Here is a 14,179-nt window from a genome sequence, read left to right as displayed (position 1 = left end):
CAGATTGCTTACATATGAATAGCACATTCAAATCTGACGCAATGGACCGATGGAAGCCTTGCTGACACGGTCTGTGCCCCGGTCGTAGGATAGGCTGCCCCCGCTGCCTGGACGCCGACCGCATCGACCCGAACTTCCCCTGCATATGGATGACCGAAAGCCCATGACCCGCATCGTCGACATCGCCGTGCACGACCTTCGTTTCCCGACCTCGCAGTCGCTCGACGGGTCGGACGCGATGAACCCCGATCCCGATTACTCGGCCGCCTATGTCATCCTGAAGACCGATCGCGACGGGCTCGACGGGCATGGCCTGACCTTCACGATCGGCCGCGGCAACGACATCTGCTGCGCCGCCATCCGCGCGATGCGCCACCTGATCGTCGGCCTCGACATGGATTGGGTGCGGGAGAATCCCGGCCGCGCCTGGCGCCACCTGACGGCCGACAGCCAGCTGCGCTGGATCGGACCCGACAAGGGCGCGATGCATCTTGCCACCGGAGCCGTCGTCAACGCGCTCTGGGACCTGATGGCCAAGGAAGCCGGCAAGCCGGTCTGGCAGTTCGTCGCCGACATGACGCCGGAACAGCTCGTCGACATCATCGACTTCCGCTACCTGACCGATTGCGTCACGAAGGAAGAAGCGCTGGCGCTGCTGACCGAAGCCGCCAAGGGCAAGGAAGAGCGCCGCGCCACCCTGCTGGCCGAGGGCTATCCCTGCTACACCACCTCCGCCGGCTGGCTCGGCTATTCCGACGAGAAGCTGCGCCGCCTGGCACAGGAGGCGGTCGATGCCGGCTTCACCCATATCAAGATGAAGGTCGGCCGCGACCTCGAAGACGATATCCGTCGCCTGAAGGCGGTGCGCGAGGTCATGGGGCCGGACCGCTACCTGATGATCGACGCCAACCAGGTCTGGGAAGTCGATCAGGCGATCGACTGGGTCGGCAAGCTGAAGTTCGCCAACCCCTTCTTCATCGAGGAGCCGACCAGCCCCGATGACGTGGCCGGCCACCGCAAGATCCGCGCCGGCGTGGCGCCGGTGAAGGTCGCCACCGGCGAGATGTGCCAGAACCGCATCCTGTTCAAGCAGTTCATCATGGAAGGCGCGATCGACATCGTCCAGATCGACGCCTGCCGCATCGGCGGCCTCAACGAGGTGTTCGCGGTGCTGCTGATGGCGGCGAAGTACAAGCTGCCGGTCTGGCCGCATGCCGGCGGCGTCGGCCTCTGCGAATATGTCCAGCACCTCTCGATGATCGATTATCTCGTCGTCTCCGGCACCAAGGAAGGCCGCGTCATCGAGTTCGTCGACCATCTGCACGAGCATTTCGTCGAGCCCTGCGAGATCCGTAACGCCGCCTACATGCCGCCCAAGCGCCCCGGCTTCTCGATCGAGATGAAGGCGGAATCGATCGTCGCCAACGAGTTCGGAGGCTGACATGACCATTGCCACGCGCCCGCTCGGGCGGAGCGGACTGGACGTCACGACGATCAGCTTCGGCGGCGCCGGAATCGGCAATCTCTACCAGGCGGTTTCCGACGAGGCCGCTCATGAGGTGCTGCAGGCGGCCTGGGATGCCGGAATCCGCTTCTTCGATACGGCGCCCCGCTATGGCCATGGCCTGAGCGAGCGCCGCCTCGGCGACTTCCTGCGCTCCAAGCCGCGCGACAGCTATGTCCTCTCGACCAAGGTCGGCCGTATCCTGACGCCGCTGCGTGGCCGCGAGATGGGCTTTTACGGCTTTGTCGACGTGCTGCCGTTCGAGCAGGAATATGACTATTCCTATGACGGCATTCTCCGCTCGCATGAGGCGAGCCTGCATCGCCTCGGCCTCGACCGCATCGACGTGCTCTACATGCACGATATCGGCGTCGACACGCATGGCGTCGAGCAGAACGCGGAATATTTCCCCGTCGCCATGTCGGGCGGCCTGAAGGCGATGCAGGAATTGCGCGCCAGCGGCGACGTCAAGGCGATCGGACTCGGCGTCAACGAGGTCGAGGTCTGCCTCCAGGCGCTCGATCATGCCGAGATCGACGCCTTCCTGCTCGCCGGCCGGTTCACGCTGCTGGAACAGGAGGGCGCGCGGCCGCTGCTGGAAGCGTGCCTCGCGCGCGGCACCAGCCTGGTGATCGGCGGCGTGTTCAACTCCGGCATCCTGGCCACCGGCGCCGTGCCGGGCGCGCATTACAACTATGCCGAACCGCCGGCGGAGATCGTGGAGCGCGTCAACCGGCTCGAACGGATCTGCCGTAGCCATGGCGTGCCGCTGGCCGTCGCGGCGCAGCGCTTCCCGCTCAGCCATCCGGCCGTGGCCTCGGTGCTGATCGGCGTCAGCAGCAAGCGCAATCTCGATCGAAACATGGCGGCGTTGGACGGGGCGATCCCCGACGCGCTTTGGGCCGATCTTGTCGCAGAAGGCCTCCTCGCGCCGGATCTCGCGCCGCGCTGAGGGGACGCCGGAAGCAAGAGGGCCGGCCATCCCGCCATCGGGCGGGGCCGGCCCCACTCTATCGTCTGCCCCGCGCCGTCATTTCAGTCGCAGAAGGCCGGCGCCCGATGGACCGGCCGGGCCGGCAGGATTGCGTCCTGCAGCAACCGACCCTCGGCCGAGCGCAGGGCCAGCCCCCGCGTCACCGGAGCGTCTTCCTGGATCCGGCCTTCTGCCAGCACGATGACGCGGCTGCAGAACAGCTGCACCAGCCGAAGGTCGTGCGTGATGAACAGCACGGCCATTTTCAGCCGGGCCTGAAGATCTCTCAGCAGCGCGATCATCTGGATCTGCAGCACGAGGTCGAGATTGGATACCGCCTCGTCCAGCACGAGCAGCCGCGGCGCCGGCGCGATGGCGCGGGCGATGCAGACGCGCTGCAGCTGGCCGCCGCTCATCTGCGAGGGCAGCTTGCGGGCGTCGTCGGGAACGAGGCCCACCTGCGCCAGCAGCGAGCGAACCCTTTCGCTTCGCGTGTCCTCGTTCAGATCCGTGAGATGGCGCAGCGGCTCGGCGATGATCCGGCCGATGCTGTGGCGCGGGTTCACGGCGCCGAGCGAATCCTGGAACACCACCTGCACCGAACGCCGATAATGTCGGTACCGCTCGCCCGAAAGGCCACTCACGCTCTCGTTCTCGAACGCGACGCTGCCGCCATCCGGGCGCTCGAAGCCCAGCAGCAGCCGGCCGAGCGTGCTCTTGCCGGATCCGCTGCGGCCGAGCAGGGCGATGCTCTCACCGGCCGCGATATCGAGCGAAACATCGCGAAGCACCGTCTTCGGGGCGGACCGGCCGGTGAGGGAATAGCTGGAATAGGATTTCGAGACCGAGCGGGCGGCGAGGATCACGCTCATGCGACCTCCGGATAGAGCGACATATGCGCCTCGACCAGTTCGCGCGTCGCGATGCGCTGCGGGTTGTCGAAGATCTCCCGGGTGGTCGCCCGCTCGATGATGCGGCCGTTCTCCATCACTGCCACCTCGTCGGCGAGCCGCGCCACCACGCCCATGTCATGCGTGATCAGGAGCACGCCCAGATTGCGCCGCCGCGCCAGTTCGTCGAGCAGGTCGAGGATGCGGGCCTGCACGATCAGGTCGAGATCCGTCGTCGGCTCGTCGGCGAACAGGAACGGCGCATCCGAAAGCAGGGCGAGCGCGATCATCGCCCGTTGCAGCATGCCGCCGCTCATCTCGAAGGCGTGCAGCGGTAGCACGCTCTCGGCGTCCTCGAGCCCCACGGTCGCGAAGGCCTCGAGCGTCCGGCTCCGCCAGTCGCCGTCGAGCCTTTCGACGGCGCGCAGCGTCTCCCGGGCGTGATCCGCCATGGTGCGGATCGGGTTGAAGGCGCTGCGTGGGTTCTGCAGGATCGTCGCGACGACCCGGCCGCGCAGTCGTTCCGGCGCGACGGTCGTGTCGTTGTGCAGCACGCGTCCCTGCGTGACCCGTACGCCCGGCGGCAGTACGCCCTGCGCGCCGCTGCAGGTTATCGACTTGCCGCAGCCGCTGGCGCCTACCAGTGCGAGGATGCGGCCCCGGCGAAGCGTCAGGCTGACGCCGTCGACCAGCACATGGTCGTGATGGCCGTGCTGCGCCGCGACATGCAGGTTCTCGATCGTCAGGGTCTCGCTCAATGCTGGTGGTCCCCGTGCAGGCTCGGGTCGAGCCGGTCGCGGACCGCGTCGCCCAGAATGTTGAAGGCCATGACGCTGAGCAGAAGCGCGAGGCCCGGCCATAGGATCAGCATCGGCATCGACCAGACGAACGGGCGCGCGTCGCCGATCATCACGCCCCATTCCGCCGTGGGCGGCTGGACGCCGAGGCCGAGGAAGGAAAGCCCGGCCACGTGCAGCATCATGTGGCCGATGTCGAGCGTCGCCAGCACGATCATCTGCGCCATGATCGCCGGGAACAGGTGCTCGAAGAACACCCGCACGCGGCTGGCGCCGGCGGCGCGCGAGGCCAGTACGAAATCGCGCTGCCGGAAGGAAAGCACGAGGCCGCGAACCATGCGCGCATACCAGGCGAAGTGGGACAGCGCGATGGCGATGATGACGTTGACCATGCCGGTGCCGAGGATGCCGATCAGGAACAGCGCCAGCACGATCGTCGGAAAGGCGAGGAAGCAATCGCAGAACCGCATGATCGCCTGATCGATGCGGCCGCCCATATAGCCGGAGAGACCGCCGACGGCGATCGCGAGCGCCAGGATCAGCACGATGCTGAGCGCCACGGAGCCGAGCGATACGCGGGTGCCGTAGATCAGCCGCGAAAGCTCGTCCCGTCCGAGATGGTCGGTGCCCAGCCAGTGGGAGAGGCTCGGGCTCTGAAGCCGCCGGGCCAGGTCCACGGCATCGGGATCGTAGGGCGCGATCCACGGCGCCGCGATGGCGGCGATCGCCAGGAGGGCCACGATGAAGAGAGCGATGCGCACCGCCCAGCTGTCGCGGATCGGCAGGCGCCACATCCGGCGTCGCGAAGCGCGCGCGTCGAGACTGGCGACGCTCATATCGCGGCCTCCGCATTTAGGCGGATGCGCGGATCGAGCCACGCATAGAGGATGTCGACGAGCAGATTGCAGACGACGAAGATGGTGACCAGGAACAGCGTGAAGCACTGGATGACGGGAAAATCCCGGCTGTAGATCGCCGAGACGGCATAGCGGCCGATGCCCGGCCAGCCGAACACGCTTTCGATCACCAGCGTGCCGCCCAGCAGTTCGCCGACATGCATGCCGGTCGCCGTCACGATCGGCAGCAGCGCGTTGCGCAGGATATGCGACCGCTCCACCTGCCGGTCGCCGAGGCCGCGCAGCCGGGCATAGAGCACATGCCGGGCGCTCGCCGTCTCCAGCATGCTGGCGCGCAGCAGTCGGGCGTTGATCGCCAGCGACATGAACGAGACGGCGAGCACCGGCATGATCATGTGCTGCCAGCCGCCCTTGCCCATGGGCGGCAGCCATTTCAGCGTCAGCGAGAACAGCAGCACCAGCAGGAAGCCGAGCCAGAAATTCGGCGTGGAGACGCCGACAAAGGCGAAGGCGCGCACCAACTGATCCGGCCATCGATCCTTGTAGCGCGCCGACCAGATGCCGAGCGGTACGGAGACGATGAGCGTGAAGAGCAGCGCCGCGCCGGCGAGCTGCAGCGTCGCCGGAAGGTAGTGCAGGATGTCGTCGATCACCGGTCGCCGCGTGACGTGCGAGACGCCGAAGTCGCCCTGGACGGCATTGCTGAGCCAGCTGACATATTGGGCGAGGATCGGCCGGTCCAGCCCGAGCGTCTGCCGCGCCTCGGCCACGGCGCTGGGCGTTGGCGGGATGCTCGATAGCTTGAGATAGGCGACCGCCGGGTCACCGGGCGCCATCCGCAGGATCACGAACATCAGGATGGATACCCCCAGCAGGATGGGGATCAGGAGCAGCAGCCTGCGCAGGATGAAGCCGGCCATGGCGCGCTCACTCCTTCGGCGTCAGGGCGGCGAAGGGATAGTCGAACTGCGTCGCGCCGAAGCCGAGATTGCCGACCGTGTCGCGCGCCACCAGCATGGCCGTCGAGAAGGTGAGGGGCAGGTAGACCGCCTCGTCATGCAGGCGGGTCAGGATGTCGGCATAGAGCGCCTGGCGCTTCGTCGCGTCGGTGCTTGTCAGCGCCTGGCCGATCTTCGCGTCGATCCCGGCCTTGTCGGCGAGGCCGAGCTGCGCCTGGTAATCGGCATGCGCCGGTACCCGCATCGAGCTGACAAAGGCGTGCGGATCGTAGGGCGCGCCCCATGTGTTGCCGAAGATCATGCCGAAATTGCCGTCCGTCTGGCGGGCATAGAAGGAATTGGCCTCCTCGCCGAGCAGCCGGACCTCGATGCCGACCCTGGCGAGATCCGCCTGCAGCACCTCCGCCATCGACTTCATCACCGCGTCGGTGCCGATATAGGCGAGCTCCACCTGCAGCGGTTCGCCGTCCCTGGCGCGGAAGCGGGCGCCGGGCGCGAGACGCCAGCCGGCCTTGTCGAGCAGGCTCGCCGCCAGCGCCGGATCGTAGCCATAGGGCTTCAGCCCGACATCCGAATAGGGCGCGGACGGCGCGAACAGGGTGTCGGCCTTGGTCTGCGTGCCGTGATAGATCGCTGAAATCAGCGTGTCCTTGTCGACGGCGTGGTTGATGGCCTGTCGCACGGCGAGGTCGCGGGTCGGCCCCTTGTTGGTGTTGAGGGCGAGCACCTGGGTCCCGAGCGGCGGCGAGATCTCGGCTGCATAGCCCTGCGCCTTGAGGCGGGCGAAGGTGTCAGGCGTGATCGGTCCCTCGTCGCCATAGATCAGGTCGATGCCGCCCGTCTCCAGCGCGACGGCCCGCGTATTGCTGTCCGCGATGACCTTGACGACGACCTTCTGATAGGCCGGATTGTCGCCCCAGTAGCCGTCATTGCGCTCGAAGACGTCATATTCGCCGAGCCGCGTTTCTACGAGCTTCCAGGGACCCGTGCCGATCGGCGCCCGGGAGGCGCCGGGGGCCTGGAGTTGCGACGGCGCAATGAAGCGCACGGGGCGAACCAGCGCCAATTCCTGCAGGAGCGGGTAGTAGGGGTCCTTCAGCCGCAGCTCGACGGTCCTCCCGTCGAGCGCCTTGGCCGATTGCAACTGGTTGATCAGTTCGAGCCAGTCATGGGTCCGGCGGTCGGCGATTACCGACTCCAGATTGGCGACCACGGCGGCGGCGTCGAACGCCTCGCCATTCGAGAACGTGACTCCGTCGCGGAGCGTGAACGTGTAGGTGCGGCCGTCCTCGGATGTGGTCCACGCGGTCGCGAGCCAGGGCGCGACGGTTCCGTCCGGCTGATACTTCACCAGGGATTCGTAGACCATGCCCTGCGCGAACATCTGGTTGGGCGCATAGCCGTGCGGGTCGAGCGGGCCGACATTCGAAGGCCAGGAGAAGTTCAGGGTCTGCGAGAGAGCGCCCGCGAGAGGCATGCACGCCGCCGCGATTCCCAGCAGCACTCCGACCCAAACGCCACGCATCCCTCGCCCCTCTCGACAACCCTGTGTTGCGCGAGGCTAAGGGGAAGTATCGTATGATGTCTAGTACAAAAGATCATACTCACAGGCGAGGCCCGTGCCGGAGCCGCTGGAAACGTCCCAGCTTCTGGCCGTCCTCGCCAGCACGAACGCGTGGCCGCGTCGGCGAGCCGCTGTTGAAATCCTAGCGGCCCAAGCCCACGCGATAGATATGGGCGATGTTCTGGCGCACGGTTTCGACCTCCATCGCCATCTCGACCAGTTGTTGGCGGCGCAGCGATGCGGTTTCCGGATCGGTCCCGTCGCCGCTGTCATATTGCAGGAAATCATACCGGTCGCAGGTCAGCCGCTCCCGGCCGCGCGCCAGCGCAACCGCCGCGCCGTGCCAAGGACGCCATTCATTGGCGCTGGTGGCGATGGCGACGCGCTCGGCCGGGATGGGCTCGAACAGGCTGCGCCCGGTATAGGCGAGACCGTCCGACAGGGTGGCGCCGAGCAGATGCGCCAGCGTCGGTGCGATGTCGACATTGGCAATCAGGCTGTCGGCATTGCCATGCAGGGCCTCGGCCATCGCCCCGGGCAGGCTGTGCGGCGGCTTCAGCAGGAAAAGCGGCCGCAGCACCCAGTCGGTGACATTTTCCAGCCGGGGAATGGTCGCGCGCGGGGTGTCGTCATGGCCTGGCAGTTCGCCATGATCCCCGATCGACGCGATCAGCGCGGCCTCATACCGTCCCGCCCGCTTCAGCGCATCGAACAGGCGCTGATGCGCGCTCTCGGTGATCGCGATCGCCCGGGAGCGCCTGTCTCTCAGGCCGGCGGCGACGGGAAGCCGGCTTTCGGTCTGGAACGGCACATGCAGCGCATTGAGGAAGACGATCGCGAAGAGCGGCCCTTCGGCGGTCTCGATCATCCGTTCGAACCGTTCGACCGTGAACGCATCGTCGATGCCGAGGTCGTTGACGAGCGGCCGGCCGCTCGTCTCGGCGCTGCTCAATTCGTCGAGATGGGCCGCCGAGAGGAAGCGGTCGAGATGCAGCCATTGCAGGATCGAGGACATCAGCAGCGCCGTGCGGTAGCCGCGTGCCTTGGCCAGGTCGAACACGAAGGGCAGGCGGTGCAGCGTCTCGATCCCCTCATGCGAGCCCGTGCCCGTCAGGATCGAGGGAAAGCTGATCTCGGTGCAGCAGGAGTTGGTGACGACGTTGCGGGGGGCGAACCATTCCTCCGGCCTGCCGCTGAGGATGCGAATCCGCTGGGCGAGCGACGTTTCCCCCTCGCTCGAGGGCAGGAAATTTCCGGCGGATTCGTTGATGATCAGAAGGATCGTCTCAGGCAGGGCCGGAGCGGACCGCTTGAGCCGGAAGGCGTTCGAACGGTCGGCGGCATAGAGCTCTCGCGGGCTGCGGTCTTTGCTGGCCATCTCGCGATCGGCGAGCAGGAACTTTAGCGCCTCCTCCGACAGGCTCGGTCTGGCCTGCATCCTTTCCAGCAGGACCCAGACCACCATCGCCGTGACCAGGAGAACGGAAGCGGTTGCCAGGGAGAGCGCGCCGGGCCCGGCCAGCCCATGCGCCAGCGTCCCTGTCACCACGAAAAGCGCGGTCATCGCCAGCACGAGGCCCGCGGGCAAGAAAGCGCGAAGATAGGTCGAGGCCAGCACGGGAACCGAGAAACCGGCGCTCGACATCGGGACGGTCCGCCAGATCGTCAGCGGCGCCGCGCCCAGATATTGCCGGCAGCAGAGATCGATGGCGGCGGCGATGGCGAGCGAGGCGGAGCCCAGCGCGACCAGCATCCCCTGGGCCAGCATCGACGGGATCTGCGCCGTGATCCCCAGCCACATGCCGAACAGACTCGCGACGATCAGCGGCCAGCCGATCTTTTCGGCGCGCAGTCTTATCCGGCAGCGATGCGCGCGCAGATAGCGTCGTCGAAGGCGGTAGAGGACACAGGCGAGCGCCAGGACCACGGCGATTGTCGTGAACGGGTTTCCCATATCGTAGAAAGTCTTGTCCCTGGGAACCCCAGCAGCGTCGGTTGAGCCTTGGGCCAAGTAGATCCGCGCGGCGCCCAAAAGCCAATCTCAAAACCAGGTCGTCCACCTCTTCTGCGCGACGATGCCGAGGGCGCTTCAAGGGGAGGTGAACCCGGACGGGGCCCTCCGCCGGCCCCGGGCGACGGGGGCGCGATGCGCAGTCTCCGACCCAAAGACGAGGAGCCGGGGTCACTCTCATGTAGTGCGCACAATTTATTGACTTCATGGAAAGAATCAGATGATTTTGCGGCCATGGATGAGCTTGACCGCAAAATATCGAATCTTCTTGCCGAGGATGCGCGTCGCTCGCTCTCTGATATCGGCGCCGCCGTGGGATTGTCGGCGTCCGCGGTGAATGAGCGGATCCGGCGCCTCGCGGCCAGCGGCGCGATCCGCAAATTCACGGTCGACGCCGATCCCGCCGCCTTCGGCAAACCCATCCTGGCCTTTGTCTGGATCGCGCTTGCCGCCGAGGCTGACGAGGCGGGGTTCCGGGCTTTTGCCCGGTCGCAGGCCACCATCGCCGAATGCCATCATGTGACGGGACCCTGGTCCTATATCGTGAAGGTTCATGTCGGCTCGCTCCCCGAACTCGAGGCGTTCCTCTCGGAGCTCAAAGCCGCCAGGTTCATCGCGCGCAGCGAAACGGTGATCGCGCTGTCCTCCGTCGTCGATGGACCCTTCGACCCGACGGAACCCCGGCATGTTTGATCCCGCGCTGTTCGGCAAGAGCCTGCTGCTCGGACTCGCGGTCGCCGCCCCGCTCGGGCCGATCGGCGCGCTGTGCATCAGCCGCACGCTGGAACGAGGCTTCTGGGCCGGCCTGGCCGGCGGACTCGGCACGGCGCTTGCCGATGGATTGTATGCCAGTTTGGCGGCGCTGGGCTTCGCGGCCTTTTCCGCGGCCTTGAGCGGGATCAGCGGCCCGTTGCGCCTGGTCGGCGGCCTCTTTCTGATCTGGCTCGGTTGGAAGAGCCTGCAATCCCGATCGGCCCCCGGCGCTGTCAGCGTCGGCGCGAGGGATCTCCTCGGCACCTCGGTGGCAACCTTCGCGTTGACCCTCGCCAATCCGATGACGATCCTGTCCTTCGCGGCGATGTTCGCGGGGCTCGGCCTGGCAGAGGAGGGATCGGACGCGCTCACCGTGGTGGCCGGCGTGTTTCTCGGCTCCCTGGCCTGGTGGGTCTTGCTGAGCGGCTCGGTGGCGATCGCGCACCGCCGGCTGCCGGAAGGGTTCGCGCGCTGGGTTCGCTGGGCGTCCGGCGCGGTCCTCATCGCCTTCGGCGTTGGGGCGCTGGCGAGCCTTCTTATCGAGCGTCTCTGATCGGGACATCCTGGGCGGCAACGGGAGAGGGCGGGAGGTTGCGGCCACTTCTGTCCGCGCGTCGGGCTTTTCAAACGCCGGGCCGGCCCGCGCCCGGCGGCATCTCGGATCCCGGCAGCGCCGCGAGGTCGTCAGATGTCATCGCACGGCCGTGCCAAGCGAGAGGCGCGCCTCCAGGGCCTCGGCCGCCTCCTTTCGCTCGCTGTAGCGGTCGGTCAGATAGGGCGAGACATCCCGCGTCAGCAGCGTGAACTTGACCAGTTCCTCCATCACGTCGACGACCCGGTCATAATAGCTCGACGGGCGCATGCGGCCGGCCTCGTCGAATTCCTGGAACGCCTTGGCGACCGAGGACTGGTTCGGGATGGTGATCATGCGCATCCAGCGGCCGAGCACGCGAAGCTGGTTGACGGCGTTGAACGATTGCGAGCCGCCCGACACCTGCATCACCGCGAGGGTCCGTCCCTGCGTTGGCCTGACGGCACCGACCGAAAGCGGGATCCAGTCGATCTGCGCCTTCATGACCGCGCTCATCGCGCCGTGCCGCTCCGGGCTGGTCCAGACCTGCCCCTCCGACCAGAGCGCCAGTTCACGCAGTTCCCGGACCTTGGGGTGGTCGGCGGCCGTCGCGTCCGGAAGCGGCAGGCCGTGCGGATCGAACACCCGTGTTTCCGCGCCGAGATGCTGCAGCAGCCGCGCCGCCTCCAGCGTCAGGAACCGGCTGTAGGAGCGTTCGCGCAGCGAGCCGTAGAGCAGGAGGATGCGGGGGCGATGCGTGGAGACCGTCGTCCGCGGCTTGTCCGAGCCGGGAGCTTGGAGCAGGTCGGCGGCGACGTTGGGCAGGGTGGCGATCATGTCCGCTTCTCCGCAAGCGCGGGGCGGACGAGCGGGCCACGCTCGTACCAGCCTTTCGAACGGTTGACGATCCAGACCACCGAGAGCATCACCGGCACCTCGATCAGGACGCCGACGACGGTTGCGAGCGCCGCACCCGAGTGAAAGCCGAACAGGCTGATGGCTGCGGCAACCGCCAGTTCGAAGAAGTTGGACGCGCCGATCAGCGCCGAGGGGCCGGCCACGCAATGCGCCTCGCCCGTGGCGCGGTTGAGCCAGTAGGCGAGTCCGGCGTTGAAATAGACCTGGATCAGGATCGGGACCGCGAGCAGGGCGATGATCAGCGGTTGTGCGAGGATCTGTTCGCCCTGGAACCCGAACAGCAGCACCAGCGTCGCGAGCAGGGCCATCAGAGAGACCGGACCCAGGCGCCGCAGGGCCTGCGCCAGGGCCGTTTCCCCACCCTTGGCGATCAGCCGGCGACGGGCGATCTGGGCGATGAGCACCGGCACGACGATGTAGAGCGCCACCGACAGCAGCAGCGTGCCCCAGGGCACCGTGATGGCCGACAGTCCGAGCAGCAGGCCGACAATGGGCGCGAAGGCGACGACCATGATGGCATCGTTGAGCGCCACCTGCGACAGCGTGAAGACCGGTTCGCCCCTGGTCAGGTTCGACCAGACGAACACCATGGCGGTGCAGGGCGCGGCGGCGAGGATGATCAGCCCCGCGATATAGCTGTCGATCTGGTCGGCCGGCAGGAGCGGGCGAAACAGCCAGCCGATGAACAGCCAGCCGAGCAGCGCCATGGAAAAGGGCTTGATGGCCCAGTTGATGAAGAGCGTGACGCCGATGCCGCGCCAGTATCGTCCGACCTGTCCGAGCGCCGCGAAGTCGATCCGCAGCAGCATGGGGATGATCATGAGCCAGATCAGCACCGCGACCGGCAGGTTGACCTTGGCGATTTCGGCCGCGCCGATGGCCTGGAAGACACCCGGCATGACATGGCCGAGGGCGATGCCGGCGACGATGCAGAGGGCTACCCACAGGGTGAGATAGCGTTCGAAGATGGTCACGGGCGCAGCCTCTAGAATTGGATGGTGCGGGTGAGAAGGCGGGCGTCGGCCGGGCACAGGCGGGTGGCCTGGCGGGTCGCGAGGATGGAGGCCGGCGCCTCGCCCCGTGCCGTTGGCTTGAAGCCGATCGTCTCGAAGAAGGGCGCGGCCGCGCCTGTCAGCACCCATGCCTCTCGGGCGCCCTCGTCAAAGGCGCGTCGCTGCAGCAGCGCCACGAGGTTGCGGCCAAGCGCCTGGGCGCGCCACGCGGGCAGGACGACGATGGACCGCAGCAGCGCGTTCCGGCCGAGCGCCTCATAGCCGCCAAAGCCGACGAGATCGCCGGCCGCCGTCCGGTAGGCGAAGAAGGTCCGGCCGGGCTCCGCGAGGTCGTCGATGGGAAGGGCGGCGGCTTGCAGGGCGCCGACGAAGCCTGGGGCGTCCCCGGGCACCCGTTCGTCGACCAGGAAGGGCACGCCTTCCTCCTTCAGGAGCGCGGTCGTGACGCCGGATGGCAGAAGGTCGAACACGATGTCGGACGGCCGGCACAGTCTCACGCCCGCGGGACCCACCACGATGGGCCGGTTGATCAGGATGGGATGCGCGATCATCGCGTCGAGCAGAGCGTCGTCGCCCAAGGCTGGATCGTCCAGGCCAAGCGCGGCATAGGGCGTGCCCTTCTGGCGGATCACGTCGCGTACGGCCAGCCCCATGCGGGAGACCAGAGCGGCGAGTTCCGCGCGGCTCGGCGGCGTCTTGAGATATTCGACGACGCGGGCTTCGACCCCCACGCTGCGCAACAGGGCGAGGGTGTTGCGCGAGGTGCCGCATTCGGGGTTGTGATAGATGACGAAGGTCATGGACATGGCGCTTCAGCAGGCGCAGGCGGCAAGCGCCGCCATGGCCGGTTCGCACACTTCCGGATGTCCCTGGCAGCAGTCGCGCATCAGAAAGCCGACCAGGCCGGCCAGGGCGGGATAGGCGGCGCTGTAGAGGATCGAGCGGGATTCGCGCCGGGAGGTGATCAGCCCCGCCTGTTCCAGATGGCTCAGGTGGAACGAGGCCTTGGACGACGACGCGCCGACAGCCTCGCCGATGACCCCGGCGGCGAGCCCGTCCGGCCCGGCCTTGACCAGCAGCCGCACGATCTGGAGCCTCGTCTCCTGCGACAGTGCCGCAAAGGCATTCAGGGCCTGTGTCTCGTCCATTTCGACCTCTCAAGAGATGTTGAAATGACGGATAGCGAATCCGGGCCGTTCAGGCAAGGCCCACGGATCGGCGGTATCCGGTGGATTCTCGAACGTGGCGGCGACCTGCCAGCCATGGCGCTCGGCGTCCCCCGTGTTTTGCCTCGCCTGGTCTCGACCCTATGGCCCGGGGGCGAGACGGCGAACGCATCGGCTGCGACGAGTCCCCTCCGTCTCGAGGA

General features: G+C 67.1%; 14 protein-coding genes. 4 read left to right on the top strand and 10 right to left on the bottom strand.

Translation table 11 applies throughout. From position 1 onward, the window contains the following. Positions 1-163: 163 nt before the first annotated feature. Both OSH10_RS20825 and OSH10_RS20820 read left to right on the top strand, forming a co-directional pair. Positions 164-1,441: an L-fuconate dehydratase gene (locus OSH10_RS20825; protein ID WP_266334304.1), complete on the top strand. Its 1,278-nt coding sequence runs from the start codon at positions 164-166 to the stop codon at positions 1,439-1,441. A gap of 7 nt (positions 1,442-1,448) precedes the next feature. Continuing rightward, complete coding sequence (locus OSH10_RS20820; protein WP_266334507.1) at positions 1,449-2,456, top strand: aldo/keto reductase; 1,008 nt, start codon at positions 1,449-1,451, stop codon at positions 2,454-2,456. An 83-nt stretch (positions 2,457-2,539) separates the two neighbouring features. Here the strand turns inward: OSH10_RS20820 and nikE are convergent, their stop codons facing one another. The 6 genes from nikE to OSH10_RS20790 all read right to left on the bottom strand — a co-directional run bounded on the left by nikE (position 2,540) and on the right by OSH10_RS20790 (position 9,498). Continuing rightward, positions 2,540-3,349 carry a nickel import ATP-binding protein NikE gene (nikE, locus tag OSH10_RS20815; protein WP_266334302.1) on the bottom strand — a complete coding sequence of 270 codons (810 nt, stop codon included), beginning with the start codon at positions 3,347-3,349 and terminating at the stop codon, positions 2,540-2,542. Further along, complete coding sequence (locus tag OSH10_RS20810) at positions 3,346-4,125, bottom strand: ATP-binding cassette domain-containing protein (RefSeq protein ID WP_407660744.1); 780 nt, start codon at positions 4,123-4,125, stop codon at positions 3,346-3,348. Before OSH10_RS20810 ends, nikE begins: the two co-directional genes overlap by 4 nt. Then, positions 4,122-4,958, bottom strand: a complete 837-nt coding sequence (nikC, locus tag OSH10_RS20805; protein WP_266334505.1) for a nickel ABC transporter permease subunit NikC — start codon at positions 4,956-4,958, stop codon at positions 4,122-4,124. Before nikC ends, OSH10_RS20810 begins: the two co-directional genes overlap by 4 nt. Before the next feature lie 38 nt (positions 4,959-4,996). Further along, entirely contained in the window at positions 4,997-5,941 is a 945-nt protein-coding gene (nikB, locus tag OSH10_RS20800; RefSeq protein ID WP_266334300.1) for a nickel ABC transporter permease subunit NikB, read from the bottom strand. Between the two features lie 7 nt (positions 5,942-5,948). Next, the gene (gene nikA, locus OSH10_RS20795; RefSeq protein ID WP_266334298.1) at positions 5,949-7,457 is read right to left on the bottom strand and encodes a nickel ABC transporter substrate-binding protein; all 1,509 of its coding nucleotides are present in this window, start codon (positions 7,455-7,457) and stop codon (positions 5,949-5,951) included. 229 nt (positions 7,458-7,686) lie between these two features. Beyond that, on the bottom strand, positions 7,687-9,498 hold the full coding sequence (locus tag OSH10_RS20790) for a sulfatase-like hydrolase/transferase (RefSeq protein ID WP_266334295.1): 1,812 nt from the start codon (positions 9,496-9,498) through the stop codon (positions 7,687-7,689). A 291-nt stretch (positions 9,499-9,789) separates the two neighbouring features. On the opposite strand from OSH10_RS20790, the gene OSH10_RS20785 reads away from it, so the two are divergent. Then, positions 9,790-10,248, top strand: coding sequence for an Lrp/AsnC family transcriptional regulator (locus tag OSH10_RS20785; protein ID WP_266334504.1), 459 nt, complete (start codon positions 9,790-9,792; stop codon positions 10,246-10,248). Next, on the top strand, positions 10,241-10,861 hold the full coding sequence (locus tag OSH10_RS20780) for a LysE family translocator (protein WP_266334293.1): 621 nt from the start codon (positions 10,241-10,243) through the stop codon (positions 10,859-10,861). The genes OSH10_RS20785 and OSH10_RS20780 overlap by 8 nt, the downstream gene beginning before the upstream one ends. Before the next feature lie 138 nt (positions 10,862-10,999). On the opposite strand, the gene arsH is transcribed toward OSH10_RS20780, so the two are convergent. The 4 genes from arsH to OSH10_RS20760 are packed head-to-tail and all read right to left on the bottom strand — an operon-like array spanning position 11,000 to position 13,958. Next, complete coding sequence (arsH, locus tag OSH10_RS20775; RefSeq protein ID WP_266334291.1) at positions 11,000-11,716, bottom strand: arsenical resistance protein ArsH; 717 nt, start codon at positions 11,714-11,716, stop codon at positions 11,000-11,002. Next, positions 11,713-12,771 (bottom strand): ACR3 family arsenite efflux transporter, encoded by a 1,059-nt coding sequence (gene arsB, locus OSH10_RS20770; RefSeq protein ID WP_266334289.1) that lies wholly within the window; start codon positions 12,769-12,771, stop codon positions 11,713-11,715. The genes arsH and arsB overlap by 4 nt, the downstream gene beginning before the upstream one ends. A gap of 11 nt (positions 12,772-12,782) precedes the next feature. After that, entirely contained in the window at positions 12,783-13,610 is an 828-nt protein-coding gene (arsC, locus tag OSH10_RS20765; protein ID WP_266334287.1) for an arsenate reductase (glutaredoxin), read from the bottom strand. A gap of 12 nt (positions 13,611-13,622) precedes the next feature. Further along, a complete protein-coding gene (locus tag OSH10_RS20760) occupies positions 13,623-13,958 on the bottom strand; it encodes an ArsR/SmtB family transcription factor (protein ID WP_266334285.1) in 336 nt (111 codons plus the stop codon). Between the last annotated feature and the right edge of the window lie 221 nt (positions 13,959-14,179).

The organism is Kaistia defluvii (assembly GCF_026343955.1).
In the GTDB taxonomy this organism is placed as follows: domain Bacteria; phylum Pseudomonadota; class Alphaproteobacteria; order Rhizobiales; family Kaistiaceae; genus Kaistia; species Kaistia defluvii.
Note: the sequence above shows the minus strand (reverse complement) of the source record. Positions and strands in the feature narration are given on the sequence as shown.